A 15,145-nucleotide genomic window follows, 5' to 3' on the forward strand; every position below is an offset into this window, starting at 1 on the left:
CCCGTTCGCCTGGTTCACTCGAAGGTGATCTCGATCGAAGGGAGTTCACGTCGTGACCCAGCGTGCTCAACCCAGATTTCGCCGACCCGTCGACCCGCTGTCGCCGCGCCGCCGGCACAGCACGACGTAGGCTGGCTCACCGTGGCGCATGCTTTCGCCTCGCTGGAGACCGCGGGTCCGGTGGCCGTCTGGGTCATCGTGCTGAGCTTCATCTTCGTCGAGTGCGCTTTCATCTTCGGGCTGTTCCTGCCCGGTGACTCGCTGCTGTTCGCGGCCGGCGTGGTGCTGGCCAGTCACAACAGCGAGTTGTCGGCGTGGCTGCTGTCCCTCGCGGCCCTGATCATCGCCGTCGTCGGGAACCAGGTCGGGTACTTCATCGGCCGGGGTACCGGCACGCGCGTGCTCGCACGCAAGGGCGGCAAGGTGCTGAACCGGCAGAACCTGCAACGCGCGGGCGAGTTCCTCGACCGCCGCGGGTTCTGGGCCGTGGTGCTCGCCCGCTGGATCCCGTGGATCCGGACGCTGGCGCCCATGATCGCGGGCGCGGCCAGGATGGATCTCCGCAAGTTCACGCTCGCCACCACCATCGGTGCCATCGCCTGGGTGCCGACGCTGGTGCTGGCCGGGTACTACGGTGCGGGCATCCTGCAGCAGCTCCCGTGGCTCGAGACCGCGGCGATCGTCGTCAGCGTCGCGTTCTTCCTGGTCGGCACCGGCTGGGGTGTCTGGCGCTACCGCCAGGAGATGGCGAAGCCGATCGACGAGACCAGCGAGGACCTGGAGCACATCAGCCACCCGCACGCGCGCTGATCCGGTCGCCTGCAGGCTTTAGAGCACCTCGGTGATCAGCAGGTCCGCTGACCCCTTCGACGAGTTCACCATCAACGCGTTGACGTGGTCCGTGCCGTGCAGCACCCGTTCCTCCGCCTCCGACAAGGTGCGCCCGTACCGCAGGTGGCGGTCGATCAGGCGCTGCACGCGCACGTCCTCGTCGATGAACAGGAACCACGCCTCGTCCAGGATGATCCGGACGCGCTTCCACTTGTCGTAGTTGAGCAGCAGGTAGTTGCCCTCGGTGACGACGAGCGGGACGTCCGGGTGCACCGGCACGGCGCAGGCGACCGGTTCCTCGATCTCGCGGCGGAACTCCGGTGCGTAGATCATGTCCGGTCCGCACGCCTTGATCCGGCCGAGCAGGTCCACGTAGCCGGGGATGTCGAACGTGTCGGGCGCGCCCTTGCGTTCGACCAGCCGCAGCCGTTCGAGCTCGCTCTGCGCGAGGTGGAAGCCGTCCATCTCGACCAGCACGGCCTGACCGTCGAGGGCCTCGACGAGCCGGCGCGCGAGTGTCGACTTGCCGGAACCGGGTGCGCCGCCGATGCCGAGAATCTTGCGCTCACCCTGGTCGGTGAGCACCCGAGCCCGTTCTAGCAGCTCGTCGAACCTGACCTGCTGTCCTGCCACCGCGCCAGCTCCTCAACCCAGTCCCCGACCGCACCGACGCGAACGGCGGCCGCCTCCGACGCGAAACCGATGGCAGCCACCGGGTCCGCGCCTGACGCCAGCGCGTAGGCGTACGCGCCGTGCCAGACGTCGCCGGCACCGTTCGTGTCCTTCACCTCCACCGCGGGGACGGGCAGCTCTCCGGCCGAGCCGTTCCGCGACCAGGTGACCGGCTTCGCACCCTGCGTGCGAATGACCAGCGGCACCCCGTAGGAGTGCACCTCGGCCTCGGACCGCTCGAACCCGGCGGAGCAGGCGGCCACGTCCACCAGCGGCAACAGGTGATCGAGGACAGGTTTCCAGCTCCCGGCGTCGAGCACCACAGGCAATCCCAGTGCTTTCGCCTGCCGGGCGGCGGGGATCACCAGCCCGTCATGATGTCCGTCCAAGAGGACGACGTCCGCGGCGGCCAGGAGATCGGTCAAATCCGGCGCGATCACCGGCACGGAGGCGTTGCGGGAGACGACCGTGCGCTCCCCATCAGCGTCTCTGACGACGACCATGCTCACGGGCGTCGTGCCCTCCACGGCGGTGACTTGAACAGGATCCAAGGACGCCCGGACGAATTCACCCAGTGCGTCGGCACCCAGTGCGGTGAGCAACGACGCCCGCCCGCCCAGTGCCGCGACCGCACGGGCCGCGTTCGCCGCCGGACCACCGGGCGAGAGCACCGCACCGAGCGAGCGGATCTTCTCGCCGGGTCGCGGGAATTCACCCACCCGTTGGGTCACGTCGAGAGTTGTGAGCCCGACACACAGCACGGCGGCCATCTGGCCTTCCTCCAAACGGGTATGGTCCCAGGTCATGGTCACCATGCGGGATGTCGCGGCTCTCGCGGGGGTCTCCATCACCACGGTGTCACACGTGATCAACGAGACGAGGCCGGTCGCCGGGGACACGCGCGAGCGCGTCCAGAAGGCGATCGACGAGACCGGGTACACGGGGGACGCGATCGCGCGTTCGCTGGTCATGGGCGGCACGAAGTCGCTGGGCCTGGCCGTGTCACTGGTCTCGCACCCGTACTTCGCCGAGCTGATCGCCGCCATCGAGTCCGAGGCGACTCGCAACGGCTATTCGCTCGTGCTGATCGACACGAGGGACACCCCCGAATCGGAGCAGACCGCGGTCAGGATGCTGCGCTCGCGAAGAGTCGACGGGCTGCTGCTCACACCATCGGCCGGCGCCGGGGGGAGCCTCGTGCTGCCGGAGCTCAAGAGGCTGAACATCCCCACGGTGCTGGTCGACCGGCTGACCGTGGCCAAGGACATCGACCAGGTCGGCCCGGAGAACGTGCAGGCCACCTCGGGCCTGGTCAAGCACCTCGCGGAACTGGGACACCGCCGGATCGGCATCGTCTGCGGCCAGGCGGGCGTGGCGACGACCGAGGAACGCATCCTCGGCTACCGCCTCGGCCTCGGCCGCGCGGGCCTGAAGTGGGACGAGGCGCTGGTGTCCCAGAGCGGCTGGCTCGCGCCGCTGCTCGACCAGGAGGACCCGGCCACGGCCGTCGTCGCGGCCGACCACCTCGTCACCGTCGGCATGCTGCACGAGGCGCGGGCCCGCGGTCTGAAGCTCGGCACGGACCTGGCCGTCGTCGCCTACGACGAGGTCGAGTGGGCCACCCTGATCGAACCGCCGCTCACCACCCTGGCCCAGCCGGTCGAGGAGATCGGACGGACCGCGGTGAAACTGCTGCTCTCCCGCATCGCCGACCCGGAGAGGGCACCGGAGACCATCCGGCTCGCGCCCTCCCTCATGCACAGGCAGTCCTGCGGATGCTGATCCCCGGGCTCGTCTCGGTCACGTTCCGGCAGCTCACCGTCTCCGAGATCGGTGAGCTGGCGACGGAGTGCGGGCTGCAGGCCGTCGAGTGGGGCGCCGACGTGCACGTGCCGCCCGGCGACTTCGCGGCGGCACGGCGGGCGCTCGACACCGGTCTGAAGGTGGCCGCGTACGGGTCGTACTACCGGGCGGGCGTGTCCGACCGCGCCGACCTTGCGCCGATCCTGGAGACCGCGGCCGAACTGGACGCGCCGTTCGTGCGGGTCTGGGCCGGCACGTCCGGCTCGGAGGAGTGCGCTGACCGGGCGCCGGTGGTGGAGGCGCTGCGACACGCCGTCGAACACGCCGAGGCGATGGGCACGAAGATCGCGCTGGAGTACCACCGGAACACGCTGACAGACACGCTCGACTCGACGGTGCAGTTGCTGGACGAGGTCGACGGCGTGGTGTCGTACTGGCAGCCGAGCGGCGGTCAGGACGTGTTCTCGGCCATGCACGAGGTGCGGACGCTGGAACCGGTGACGGCGCACGTCTTCTCGTGGGGTCCCGGTGGCTTCAAGGAGCGGTTCCCGCTCGCGCAGCGCCGTGACCTGTGGAAGCCGGTGCTGACCGAGCTGGCGCGCGACGGCATCGAGCGCAACGCGCTGCTGGAGTTCGTGCTGGACGACTCGCCGGAGCAGTTCCGCGAGGACGCCAAGACGTTGCTGGGCTGGCTCAGGCCGTAGCGACGTCCATGCCGTGCCGTTCGAGCAGGGCGGCCGCCTCCAGGCACATCCAGCCACCGAGCTGGACGGACAGGTCGCGGCCCTCGTTCTCGTCGGCCGGGACCGACCACTCGGGACCGAACAACGGACCGCTCACGGCCATCACGCGGTTGAGCCACGCCGCTTCCGCCGACTGCACCACGAGTTCCCGCGCCAGGTCCGCGGTCTCGTCCCGGTCGGGGTCGAGGTCGGGGATGATCAACGCGGCCTGGGCGAGGTAGCGCGTCAGGATGCCCGCGAACAGGCCGCCGTCGCCGCCGCCCTGGCCCCTGATCACACCGTTGGTGGCGAGGTCGTCGTGCACCGCGGTGATCGTGCGAGCGGCCTTGTCGAGCCACTTCTCGGGCTGGCCGTGCTGGGCCAGTTCGACGCACGCGCCGATGAGAACCCCTTGGCAGTACGTGTAGATGTTCTTCTCGTACTCGCGGATCTCACCATTGGGGTGGACGTGCAGGCCGTCCCACGCGAGGCCGTTCCCGGGGTCGACGAGGTGCTCCTCGACCCAGTCCACGATGGACCGCGCGCGGGCGAGGTCGGTGCGGTCGTTCTGACGGGCCAGGAAGATCGCGGCCGGTCCGTTCGCCGGGACGTTCTTGAAGTCGTCCTTGCGCTTCCACCAGATGCCGCCGCCGGCGTGGTCCGTCCACGCGTCGCGCAGCTGCTCGGCGATCGCGCTCAGGGCCTTGGGCTTCGCGATGCCGACCTCGCGCTCGGCGCGTTGCAGGGCGAGGCCGAGCCACGCGATGTCGTCGTAGAAGTCGTTGGTCCAGCCCAGGATGTTCCGGACCCGGATGCCCCGCACGACCTTGGTGATGGCCGTCTTGCGCAGCTCGTTGGGCGAGCGCAGGTAGCCGTCGATCATGCAGTCCAGCAGGTGCGCCTGCCACCAGTAGTTGAAGCTGGTGTGGATCTTGTCCCGGAAGAGCGGGGGCCACGCCCTCGCCCCGAGGAGCGTGCCCGGCACACCCCAGACCCGCCGAAGGTGCCTGGAGTACACCGCGCGCTCCGCGACGCCCGCGCGCGCCGCCAGCAGTTTCGCGATCGCCACAGGATCATGGTGCGTGCTTGACCGGTCAAGAAGCTCGGTGAATCGCCCAGTGGTACAGGCCCATGGCCACAGAAGTTGTCAGGTTGTAACTGCTGACCTTCTCGCGCATGGGCAGCCGCACGATCCGCGACGCCTTCGCGCGGACCTCGTCGGACAGCCCGTGGCGTTCCGAGCCGAACGCCAGCACGGCGTCGTCGGGGATCGGGCCTTTCAGCAGGTCACCGTCCGCGTCGAACGCGATCAGCTCACCGGGGAAGTCGAGGCTCGTGACCTTGGCGACCGGCAGCGCGAAGTGCAGGCCAGCGGACCCGCGCAGCACGTTGGGGTGCCACGGGTCGATGTCGCCGGTGGAGATCACGCCACCCGCGTCGAGGCCGGCGGCCACCCTGATGGCGGCACCGAAGTTGCCGAGGTTGCGCGGGTTGTCGAGCAGGACGACCGGGGCGGGCCGGTCGAACGGCAGGTCCGGCTTCTCCGCGAACCCGGCCACACCGGTCGGGTGCGTGCGGCCGACGCGCAGCTTGAAGTGGTTCTGGTCGACCTCGGTGGCGGCGGCGAACCGCTCGCGCAGATCAGGTGCGTGCGTCTCGGCGAGGCTGATCGCGGCGGCGAGGTCCGTCGTGATCAACGGGTGCACGGCGGCGCCGAAGCGCAACGCGTGCTTAACAGCGTGAAAGCCTTCGAGCAGCACGGTGACCAGCATAGAAGCCGGCCCACGAGAAGATCACGATCGACCCCAGCACCAGCTGGACCAGCGTCGACGCGCTCTCCGGGTACCAGACGCCGTCGATGTAGTGGTCGATGAACCCGGTCTCCAGCACCGGCATCCCGGCCAGCGCCCGCAGGTCGTTCTCCCACACCGTGAGCGGGCACACGGTCGGCGTGATGATGCTGAGGACCGCCCACGCGGCCAGTGCGAGGTGCGGGTAGATCACCCAGTGCCAGCGCCACGCGAGGAAACCGCCCGCGAGCAGGAACGCCAGCACCGTGAAGTGCAGCACGACCACCGCATCGGCGAGGAATCCGGCCATTCTCACCACCCCGTCCTCCAGACTAAGACGGGGTGGCTCGAAGCGCTCTCAATAAAACCTCAGGCGAGCCCGAGGTCGTTCAGGTCGAGCAGGTAGCGGTACTGCAGCCCCTCGGCCTCGATGGCCTCCTTGGCGCCCGTACCGCGGTCGACGACCGTGGCGACACCGATCACGTCAGCGCCGTGCTCGCGCAGCGCGTTGACGGCCGTGAGCACCGAACCGCCCGTGGTGGAGGTGTCCTCGACCGCGAGCACCCGCTGGCCGCGCACGTCGATGCCCTCGATCTGGCGCTGCATGCCGTGGGCCTTGTTCGCCTTGCGCACGACGAACGCGTCGAGCACGTCACCGTCGGCACCGGCGGAGTGCATCATCGCGTAGGCGACGGGGTCCGCGCCGAGGGTCAGGCCACCGACCGCGACGAAGTCCCAGTCCGACGTGAGCTGCCGCAACAGCTTGCCGATCAACGGGGCCGCCGCGTGGTGCAGCGTCGCGCGGCGCAGGTCGACGTAGTAGTCGGCTTCCTTGCCGCTGGAGAGGGTCACCTTGCCGTGCACCACGGCCAACTCGCTCACGAGACGAGCGAGTTCCGACTTAGCGTTCGCGTCCAAGACCACTTCAGTTCGCACGGGTCGTCAGCTTCGCACATGCGCGCGCTCGACGCCTCGTACGCTGCATCACCGTGAGCACCCTGTACGTGGAACAGCCGTGGACGTTCCTGAGCCTGCTGGCCCGGCCGCACTACCGCGTCGAGGTGTTCGACGAACGGGACGCGCCGGTCGCCGTCGTCCGCGAACGGACCGGGCCAGGCCTCCAGCGGCCGCTGCGGCACACGGGATTCTCCGGCTGGACCGCGTTCGACCTCGACGTCGTCGGGCCTGACGGCCGGCCGCTCATGCGCATCGACAGGGGGTTCGGGCGACGCTCGCGGGTGCGGGTCAGCACGCCGCAGGACCAGTTGATCGGGACCATCGAGACGCACGGCCCGTGGCAGCAGTCACTGCACGACGCGAACGGTCAGCAGCTCTGCTTCTTCGGCGACGTCGCGCGGATCCAGACCGGCGGGCGGGCCAAGCGCAACGGCTCGCGGGTGCGCCGGGACGTCGTGCAGATAAACCCGGCGGTGACCGAACCGTTGCGGTCGCTGGCGACCGCCTGCGCGGTGGCCTTCGACGTCGTTCGCGGGACTGGGACCAGTCACACCAGCAGCGGCGGCGTGGACTGGCCGGTCTGACTTACCAGGCGTCCTTGCGGAAGTGGGTCGGGCCGTCGTTCTCGCCGGTGACCTTCTCGTAGATCCAGTTGACGCCCTGCAGCTTCCACCCGGCAGCCTCGATCAGCTCCTTGGTGGTCTGCCTGCCGGGACGGTTCTCGGCGGCCGCGTTGAGCGCGACCGACGGGTCCTGGACGTCCGCGTACGCCGTGGTCATCGGCCACCGCTCCGACGCGCCGTTGGGCCGAACCGTTCCGCTCAGGTGCGTCCGCGCCCACCCGCGAACCGCGACGCCATCCGGCGCACGAGTGCCCGCGGCAGCAGCCTCGAGATGGTCACGATCGCCTTGTACTGCAGGCCGGGGATCGACAGCGGCTTGCCCCGGCGCAGGTCGCGCAGGGCCTCGTGGACCAGCCTGTCGACGTCGACGTAGAGCCAGTTCGGCGTCTTCGACATGTCGATCTGCGCGCGCTTGTGGAACTCGGTCCGCACGAAACCGGGTGCCAGCGCCATGATCCGCACGCCGGTGCCCTCGGCCGCGAGCGCCGTGCCCTCGGAGAACGCCGTCACCCACGCCTTGTCGGCGCTGTAGCTGGTGCCGCGGCCGGGCAGGAAGCTGGCGACGCTGGACACGTTGATCACGTCGCCCTTGCCCCGCGCGATCATGGCCGGGATCGCGGCCCGGCTCAGCCGCAGCACGGTGGTGACGTTGACGTTCAGCTGGTTCTGCAGCTTCTCGACGTCCGTGGCGAAGAGCTCGCCGTTGTTCGCGAAGCCCGCGTTGTTGACCAGCAGGTCGACGGGCGACTCGGCCAGCCGCTGCTCGACCTTCAGCCGCTCGTCGTGGTCGCTGAGGTCGGCCGGCAGGACGTCGACCTGCACGCCGTGACGCTCGTGCAGCTGCTTCGCGAGCTCCTCCAGCGCGGACGCCGTGCGCGCGACCAGCACGAGGTCGTAGCCCTCGGCCGCAAGCCTGCGGGCGAAGGCGGCCCCGATCCCGACGGTCGATCCGGTCACCAGTGCGGTTGGCATGCCACCGAACGGTAGTCGGAAAGTCGCCGGGGTCGAAGGCCGCCGATGATCACACTTCGTTCTTCGCCGGGCGGCGGAGCACGAACAGGCGCAGCGCGAGGCCGGAAACGACCATCGCGACCCCGCCGAACAGCAACCACCCGACCGACGCACCGGTGTTGGCCAGCGTCACCACGGACGCCGTGCCGGCGACGGCAACGGGTGTGACTGCCTTTCCTCCGTACATCGTGGATCCCTTCCGGGGTTGGGGGACACGACGGTCGTGCTGTTCGGAGTATCTGAATCAGGGCCGAATGTTTTACACGGAGCGAAGTGTGATGTGAGTCACAGCACTTTGGATACGGCCTGGAATAGCGCTGGTCGGAGCGCTACGAACTCCGGTACAAAATTTTGTTGATCACCCAACGTCACATGAACCAGGCGTGCGCCGGGCATGAAGAAGCCGCTGCCGGGTGTCCGGCAGCGGCTCGGGTGAAGGTTTCGTCAGGGCTGCTTGCGACCGAACGACGGGCGGTAGACCTCGCCGCCCTCGTCCTCCTCGGCCACCGGCTCCTCGCGCTCGGACGGGTCCGGGTCGAACGGGTCGATGACGTCCGCGAGCTCACCGACGTCGCGCAGCAGCCGTTCGAGGCGGGCGGGCGACGAGTTCGGCGGCGCGGCGGCCAGCACCCAGTCGTTCTCCATCCAGACGACCGTGACGTCGCCACCGATCTCCTCGGCGGCGTCGATCAGGTCCGGTGTGATGATCTTGCGAGCCGCCGGCACGTCCGTGACGAACGCGTACCGCGACCCGACCGGCCCGAGCATGTCGGGCATCGGCTTCTTGTCGTCGTCGCGCTGGAACGGGACCGTCGACAGCCACAGCTCGATCACCACCGACAGCGCCCTGCGGCAGCGCACGCCGACCAGCACGGAGTTGACCTTGCCGCCTGTCTCGTGGTCGAGCACGTAGACCTGCCTGCGGCCGTCCGCGGTGAAGGTGGAGCCCGCGACGACGTCACGGGCGAGGCCCGTGCCGTAGTACGCGATGGCCCCGGCTTCCCACCGGGTCGGCAGCACGTGGTCTGTCTCCTCGAACTGCCAGCCACGCAGGGCAGCCCAACGGCGCCGTTCACGATTACGCGCGGTTCGTTGCGCCCGGTCGGTCGCGAGCAGGGCGAACCCCGCCACGCCCGCCACCGCGGCGACGGTGAACCAGACCCACGCCGGTATGCCCACAGCCAGAGCCTAGTGGGTCGGGGGCGAGGAACGAAGATCACTTCCGCGCGTCGTGACCTGGGCGTGCCTTTCCTCAGGTCAAGACGCCGCACGAGTGCGGCACCACGACGACCTGGTCGGCGTCCTCGTAGACGATCCGGCCGGGGTCGTCGCTCTCCACCCGCTCCCACGCCACCCCGTGCGCGTCGAGCAGGGCCAAGTACCCCGGCAGGCGTTCCTCCAGGTGCGTCGCCTCCGCCTTGAACCACGCGCGGGCGCCGGGGTTGACCTCCCGGTCGTAGACCGTCGGGTCGACCGTGGAGGGGTCGGTGTAGGCGGCGTTGTACCAGGCGTTGTTCACGCGTACGAACTCTTCTTGCTCCGCGGTGAGCTCACCGCGCCGGCGCAGGCCGTTCACCAGCCCGAAGACCCCGGGGAAGTTCCCGTTGGCGTTGGCCTGCGCCGCCTGGTACCTGGCGAAACGAAAATCCCCCATGAGGCCGAACCTACCGACCTCATGGGGGACCCGGAACTCACGCCGTGCGGCCGACGATCAAACCGCTGTTGTCGTCCAGCACGTCGACCCGCACCGCGTCGCCGTCGCGCACCTCGCCGGCCAGCAGTTCCTTCGCGAGCTGGTCACCGATCGCCGACTGCACCAGCCGCCGCAACGGCCGGGCCCCGTAGATCGGGTCGAAGCCGTTGAGCGCCAGCCAGTCGCGGGCCGACGGCGTGACGTCCAGCGTCAGCCTGCGGGCCGCGAGCCGGTCCGCCAGCCTGGCGATCTGGATGTCCACGATGGACGTCAGCTCCTCGGTGGCGAGCGCGTGGAACACCACGACGTCGTCCAGCCGGTTCAGGAACTCCGGCTTGAAGTGCCGTTGGACGACGGCCATCACCGCGTCGCGGCGCTCCAGGTCGGTGAGCGACGGGTTCACGATGGTCTGCGAACCCAGGTTCGACGTGAGCACCAGGATCGTGTTGCGGAAGTCGACCGTGCGGCCCTGACCGTCGGTCAGCCGGCCGTCGTCGAGGACCTGCAGCAGCACGTCGAACACGTCCGGGTGCGCCTTCTCGACCTCGTCCAGCAGCACGACCGAGTACGGGCGGCGGCGGACCGACTCGGTGAGCTGGCCGCCCTGGTCGTAGCCGACGTAGCCGGGAGGCGCGCCGACCAGGCGGGCCACCGAGTGCTTCTCGGAGTACTCGCTCATGTCGATGCGGATCATCGCCCGCTCGTCGTCGAACAGGAACGCGGCCAGCGCCTTCGCGAGCTCGGTCTTGCCGACGCCGGTAGGGCCGAGGAACAGGAACGACCCTGTCGGGCGGTCCGGGTCGGCGACTCCGGCGCGCGTCCTGCGCACCGCGTCCGACACGACGCGCACGGCCTCGGCCTGCCCGACGACCCGCCGGGCCAGTTCGTCCTCCATCCGCAGCAGCTTGGCGGTCTCGCCCTCCAGCAGCCGTCCGGCCGGGATGCCGGTCCACGCCGACACCACGTCCGCGACGTCGTCGGGGCCGACCTCCTCCTTGAGCATCGCGGCGTCCTGTGTGGACTCCGCGGCGACGGCGAGCTCCTTCTCCAGCTCGGGGATCCGGCCGTAGCGCAGTTCGGCGGCACGGCCGAGGTCGCCGTCGCGCTCGGCGCGTTCGGACTCGCCGCGCAACGACTCCAGCTGCTCCTTCAGGCCACGAACGCGGTCGATGGAGCTCTTCTCGTTCTGCCAGCGGGCTGTCAGCGCGGACAGCTCCTCGCGCTTCTCCGCGAGCTCGGCGCGCAGGGCGTGCAGCCGTTCGACCGAGGCCATGTCCGACTCCTTGGCCAGCGCCATCTCCTCGATCTCGAGACGCCGCACGGCACGTTCGACGGTGTCGATCTCGACGGGCCGCGAGTCGATCTCCATGCGCAGCCGGGACGCGGCCTCGTCGACGAGGTCGATGGCCTTGTCCGGCAGGAAGCGCGCGGTGATGTAGCGGTCGGACAGCGTCGAGGCGGCGACGAGCGCGGCATCGGTGATGCGCACGCCGTGGTGCACCTCGTAGCGCTCCTTGAGCCCGCGCAGGATGCCGACCGTGTCCTCCACCGAGGGTTCGCCGACCAGCACCTGCTGGAAGCGGCGTTCCAGGGCGGCGTCCTTCTCGATGTGCTCGCGGTACTCGTCCAGGGTCGTGGCACCGACCATGCGCAGCTCACCGCGGGCCAGCATCGGCTTGATCATGTTGCCGGCGTCCATCGCCGACTCACCGGTCGCGCCGGCACCGACGATCGTGTGCAGCTCGTCGATGAACGTGATGACCTGCCCTGCCGAGTCGGTGATCTCCTTCAGCACGGCCTTGAGCCGCTCCTCGAACTCACCGCGGTACTTGGCACCGGCGACCATCGAGCCGAGGTCCAGCGACACGACCTTCTTGCCGCGCAACGACTCCGGCACGTCACCGGCCACGACGCGCTGCGCCAGGCCCTCGACGATCGCGGTCTTGCCGACACCGGGCTCGCCGATCAGCACGGGGTTGTTCTTGGTGCGCCGCGACAGGACCTGCACGACCCGGCGGATCTCGGCGTCACGGCCGATCACGGGGTCGAGCTCGCCCTTGCGCGCCCGTTCGGTCAGGTCGACGCCGTACTTCTCCAGCGCCTTGTAGGTGCCCTCGGGATCGGCCGACGTCACCCGCGCCGACCCGCGCACCTTGGCGAACGCCTCGGTCAGCGCGTCCGGCGTCGCACCGTGCCGCCGCAGCAGGTCGGCCACCGGCCCGCCGTGCTGCGCGAGCCCGACGAGCAGGTGCTCGGTGGACACGTACTCGTCACCCATCTCGGTGGCGAGCTCCTGCGCCTTGTTGATCACCCGCACGGCGTCGCGCGAGAACTGCGGAGCGGACACGGTCGAGCCGGAAGCACTGGGCAGCGATCGGGACAGCTGCTCGAGCTCCTTGCGCACCTGCGCCGGGTCGGCCCCCACGGCCGACAGCAACGGCGCGGTCAACCCGTCCGTCTGCGCCAGCAGCGCACTGAGCAGGTGCACCGAACCCACGTCGGGGTTCCCGTTCAGCGTCGCGGCCTGCACCGCCGCGGAAACCGCCTGCTGCGTCTTGGTCGTCGGGTTGAAAGCGTCCATTCCTCCACCTCGTGGTCAGCCTCCAGCATGGACCATCATCCCGCACAACGTCAGAAAAGTTGAGCGTGTTCCGCTCAACCTTGAAATCAGTTCAGATCACACGCCGACCAGGCGATGATCACGCCCATGACGTCCATCATCCACAGCATCACGATCGACGCGCGGGACTCCTACGAGATCGCCTCGTGGTGGAGCAAGGTCCTGGGCCTGCCGATCCACCCGGACGACAACCCGGGCGACCCCGAGGCGATGATCGAACTGCCGAACGGCATCCGCTACCTGTTCATCAACGTCCCGGAGAACAAGGAGCTCAAGAACCGCCTGCACCTCGACCTGCAGCCGTCGGACACCACCCGCGACGAGGAGGTGGAACGCCTCGTCGGCATCGGCGCGACGGTCTTCGACGATCAGCGCAGGCCCGACGGCAGCGGCTGGGTCACCCTGCGCGACCCGGAGGGCAACGAGTTCTGCGTGGAACGCGGCGCAACCGAGCGCACCGCAACCTCCTGATCGCCATCACTCGAAAGCACCAACAGCTTGTCCACAGCGGACCCAGACTTGTCCACAATCCGCAGGTCAGTATCCACAGGTGAGTCAAGCTCAGTCGCGACCGTCCGTGCACCAGAACCCGTTGGGGTGACAATCGCGTCGTCCACCGAGTCCCGCAACGGCTGCTCCTTGATCAGCAACACCGCGATGACCGTGAACACGGCAAGACCAGCGGCGATGAGGAACAACTCACCCATCGCGTCACCGTAGGAATCACGCACCACCGGGGACAACGACGCAGGGTCGAGCGTCTTGGTGCTCACAGAGGCAGCCAGCACAGCCCCGAGCACCGAGACGCCGGCCGTCCCACCCAACGACCGCAGGAACGTGGCAGTGGAACTGGCCGCACCGAGATCAGCCATCCCCACCCCGTTCTGCACGGCCAGCACGAGGTTCTGCATGGTCAGCCCCACACCGACGCCGACCAGCGCCAGGTAGCCGCCCATCAACACCAGGTTCGTCCGGTGATCGATGGTCCCCAACAGCGCCAGGCCCGCCACCAGCGAGAACGACCCCCACACCAGGTAGCTCTTCCACTTGCCGCTCTTGGCGATCAACTGCCCGCTGACGGTCGACGAGATGCTCAGCCCGAGCACCAACGGCACCGTCAGCAGCCCGGCCTTGGTGGGCGAGAACCCACGGGCGATCTGGAAGTACTGCCCCATGAACACCGAGGCCCCGAACATCGCCGTACCGACCGCGACCCCACCCAGCATCGCGAGCACCACGGTCCGGTTCTTGAACAGGTGCAACGGGATGACCGGCGCAGAAGCCCGCCGCTCCACGAAGTAGGCCCCGATGATCGCCAGCAGCGCACCGCCCACGAACAGCGCACTCTCCCGACTCACCCAGGCGAAGTCCTTACCCGCGAACGACACCCACATCAGCACCAAACTGACACCACCGGTGATCAGCGTGGCCCCGAGGTAGTCGATCTTCACGTGCTGCTTCTTCACCGGCAGGTGCAACGTCTTGTGCAACACGGCCAACGCCACCAACGCCAACGGCACGCAGACGAAGAAACACCACCGCCACCCAGGCCAGTCGACGAGGAACCCACCGACCAACGGCCCGCCAACGGTCCCGGCGGAGATCACCATCCCGGTGTACCCGCTGTACCGCCCACGCTCCCGAGGACTCAACAGCGCCCCGACGACAACCTGCCCCAGCGCCTGCACACCACCCATCCCGAGCCCCTGCACGACCCGGAACGAGATGAGCTGCTCCATGTTCGAACTGAACCCGGACAGCACAGACCCGACGACGAACAGCACGATCGCCGCCTGCAACAACTTCTTCTTGTCGAAAAGATCAGCAAGCTTGCCCCACAACGGCGTACTGGCCGTAGAAGCGAGCAACATCGCCGTGATGACCCACGTGTACTGCGTCTGCGTGCCTTTGAGATCAGCCAGGATCGTCGGGAGAGCGTTCGAGACGATGGTGGAACTGAGGATCGCAACGAGCAACGCCACCCAGATACCGGACAGCGCTTCGAGGATCTCCCGATGAGACGAGGGCCGACTCAAACCGGCACACCTCCAGCAATTAGTTGATGTCATACAACTATATCTGGAGATACTTAGCAAGGCCAACTAATTCGGTGGCTGATCGGTCACACCCAGGGTCACGGACCCCGCTCGAGCCCGGATCGCACGCTCACGCAGGGGTCCCCCGCAGCGGAAGGTCCCCCGCGACCCAACGTAGTGAGCAGGTCTGACAGTCCCGCGAAGCCGCAGGGCGGCGTGAGGCGCGGTGTGAGGCGCGGTGTGAGGCGAGACGCGGTGCCACAGGCGCGACCTGGTGGACGCGATGCCGCAGGCGAGCAGTCCCGACGGCGAAGCCGAGGCGCTTGGCTCTTCGCTTTGAGCCAAGACCCAAGGGTGGTGTGTCCCATCACGAGTCGCGCCACAGCC

18 protein-coding genes are annotated in these 15,145 nt (G+C 68.7%); 5 read left to right on the forward strand and 13 right to left on the reverse strand.

All coding sequences use genetic code 11. The features are described from left to right. Positions 1–141 precede the first annotated feature (141 nt). On the forward strand, positions 142–810 hold the full coding sequence (locus tag IEY88_RS25420; protein ID WP_229693741.1) for a DedA family protein: 669 nt from the start codon (positions 142–144) through the stop codon (positions 808–810). 18 nt (positions 811–828) lie between these two features. Here IEY88_RS25420 and IEY88_RS25425 read toward each other — a convergent pair whose 3' ends face one another. Then, positions 829–1,464 carry a nucleoside/nucleotide kinase family protein gene (locus tag IEY88_RS25425; protein ID WP_093595565.1) on the reverse strand — a complete coding sequence of 212 codons (636 nt, stop codon included), beginning with the start codon at positions 1,462–1,464 and terminating at the stop codon, positions 829–831. Beyond that, the gene (locus IEY88_RS25430) at positions 1,428–2,309 is read right to left on the reverse strand and encodes a PfkB family carbohydrate kinase (protein ID WP_229693742.1); all 882 of its coding nucleotides are present in this window, start codon (positions 2,307–2,309) and stop codon (positions 1,428–1,430) included. Before IEY88_RS25430 ends, IEY88_RS25425 begins: the two co-directional genes overlap by 37 nt. Here IEY88_RS25430 and IEY88_RS25435 point away from each other — a divergent pair. Then, positions 2,308–3,285 carry a LacI family DNA-binding transcriptional regulator gene (locus IEY88_RS25435; RefSeq protein WP_189157353.1) on the forward strand — a complete coding sequence of 326 codons (978 nt, stop codon included), beginning with the start codon at positions 2,308–2,310 and terminating at the stop codon, positions 3,283–3,285. The genes IEY88_RS25430 and IEY88_RS25435 overlap by 2 nt on opposite strands. Next, entirely contained in the window at positions 3,279–4,010 is a 732-nt protein-coding gene (locus IEY88_RS25440) for a sugar phosphate isomerase/epimerase family protein (protein ID WP_189157354.1), read from the forward strand. Before IEY88_RS25435 ends, IEY88_RS25440 begins: the two co-directional genes overlap by 7 nt. On the opposite strand, the gene IEY88_RS25445 is transcribed toward IEY88_RS25440, so the two are convergent. From IEY88_RS25445 to pyrE, 4 genes are read right to left on the reverse strand one after another with little or no spacing between them, the layout of a single operon-like run. Beyond that, on the reverse strand, positions 4,000–5,097 hold the full coding sequence (locus IEY88_RS25445; RefSeq protein ID WP_189157355.1) for a glycoside hydrolase family 76 protein: 1,098 nt from the start codon (positions 5,095–5,097) through the stop codon (positions 4,000–4,002). The two genes, IEY88_RS25440 and IEY88_RS25445, sit on opposite strands and share 11 nt — an antisense overlap. 25 nt (positions 5,098–5,122) lie before the next feature. Further along, positions 5,123–5,788: a TrmH family RNA methyltransferase gene (locus IEY88_RS25450; RefSeq protein ID WP_229693743.1), complete on the reverse strand. Its 666-nt coding sequence runs from the start codon at positions 5,786–5,788 to the stop codon at positions 5,123–5,125. Continuing rightward, on the reverse strand, positions 5,760–6,128 hold the full coding sequence (locus IEY88_RS25455; protein ID WP_189157357.1) for a DUF2784 domain-containing protein: 369 nt from the start codon (positions 6,126–6,128) through the stop codon (positions 5,760–5,762). The genes IEY88_RS25450 and IEY88_RS25455 overlap by 29 nt, the downstream gene beginning before the upstream one ends. Positions 6,129–6,187: 59 nt before the next feature. Continuing rightward, entirely contained in the window at positions 6,188–6,742 is a 555-nt protein-coding gene (pyrE, locus tag IEY88_RS25460) for an orotate phosphoribosyltransferase (protein WP_090066190.1), read from the reverse strand. Between the two features lie 65 nt (positions 6,743–6,807). On the opposite strand from pyrE, the gene IEY88_RS25465 reads away from it, so the two are divergent. Further along, complete coding sequence (locus IEY88_RS25465) at positions 6,808–7,359, forward strand: LURP-one-related/scramblase family protein (RefSeq protein WP_189157358.1); 552 nt, start codon at positions 6,808–6,810, stop codon at positions 7,357–7,359. A 1-nt stretch (position 7,360) separates the two neighbouring features. Here the strand turns inward: IEY88_RS25465 and IEY88_RS25470 are convergent, their stop codons facing one another. From IEY88_RS25470 to clpB, 6 genes are all read right to left on the reverse strand, one after another. Beyond that, positions 7,361–7,555, reverse strand: coding sequence for a hypothetical protein (locus IEY88_RS25470; protein WP_189157583.1), 195 nt, complete (start codon positions 7,553–7,555; stop codon positions 7,361–7,363). A 41-nt stretch (positions 7,556–7,596) separates the two neighbouring features. Then, the gene (locus IEY88_RS25475) at positions 7,597–8,370 is read right to left on the reverse strand and encodes an SDR family NAD(P)-dependent oxidoreductase (RefSeq protein ID WP_189157359.1); all 774 of its coding nucleotides are present in this window, start codon (positions 8,368–8,370) and stop codon (positions 7,597–7,599) included. Positions 8,371–8,419: 49 nt separating this feature from the next. After that, complete coding sequence (locus IEY88_RS25480) at positions 8,420–8,596, reverse strand: LPXTG cell wall anchor domain-containing protein (RefSeq protein ID WP_189157360.1); 177 nt, start codon at positions 8,594–8,596, stop codon at positions 8,420–8,422. Between the two features lie 257 nt (positions 8,597–8,853). Then, on the reverse strand, positions 8,854–9,588 hold the full coding sequence (locus IEY88_RS25485) for a TtfA family protein (protein WP_030477725.1): 735 nt from the start codon (positions 9,586–9,588) through the stop codon (positions 8,854–8,856). A gap of 73 nt (positions 9,589–9,661) precedes the next feature. Beyond that, positions 9,662–10,063 carry a hypothetical protein gene (locus IEY88_RS25490; protein WP_189157361.1) on the reverse strand — a complete coding sequence of 134 codons (402 nt, stop codon included), beginning with the start codon at positions 10,061–10,063 and terminating at the stop codon, positions 9,662–9,664. Positions 10,064–10,100: 37 nt separating this feature from the next. Continuing rightward, complete coding sequence (gene clpB, locus IEY88_RS25495) at positions 10,101–12,683, reverse strand: ATP-dependent chaperone ClpB (RefSeq protein ID WP_189157362.1); 2,583 nt, start codon at positions 12,681–12,683, stop codon at positions 10,101–10,103. A gap of 126 nt (positions 12,684–12,809) precedes the next feature. On the opposite strand from clpB, the gene IEY88_RS25500 reads away from it, so the two are divergent. Beyond that, entirely contained in the window at positions 12,810–13,193 is a 384-nt protein-coding gene (locus IEY88_RS25500; protein WP_189157363.1) for a VOC family protein, read from the forward strand. Here the strand turns inward: IEY88_RS25500 and IEY88_RS25505 are convergent. Then, positions 13,091–14,758 (reverse strand): MDR family MFS transporter, encoded by a 1,668-nt coding sequence (locus IEY88_RS25505; RefSeq protein WP_373294181.1) that lies wholly within the window; start codon positions 14,756–14,758, stop codon positions 13,091–13,093. The two genes, IEY88_RS25500 and IEY88_RS25505, sit on opposite strands and share 103 nt — an antisense overlap. Between the last annotated feature and the right edge of the window lie 387 nt (positions 14,759–15,145).

The sequence above is a fragment of the Lentzea pudingi genome, from assembly GCF_014646255.1.
Taxonomy (GTDB): domain Bacteria; phylum Actinomycetota; class Actinomycetes; order Mycobacteriales; family Pseudonocardiaceae; genus Lentzea; species Lentzea pudingi.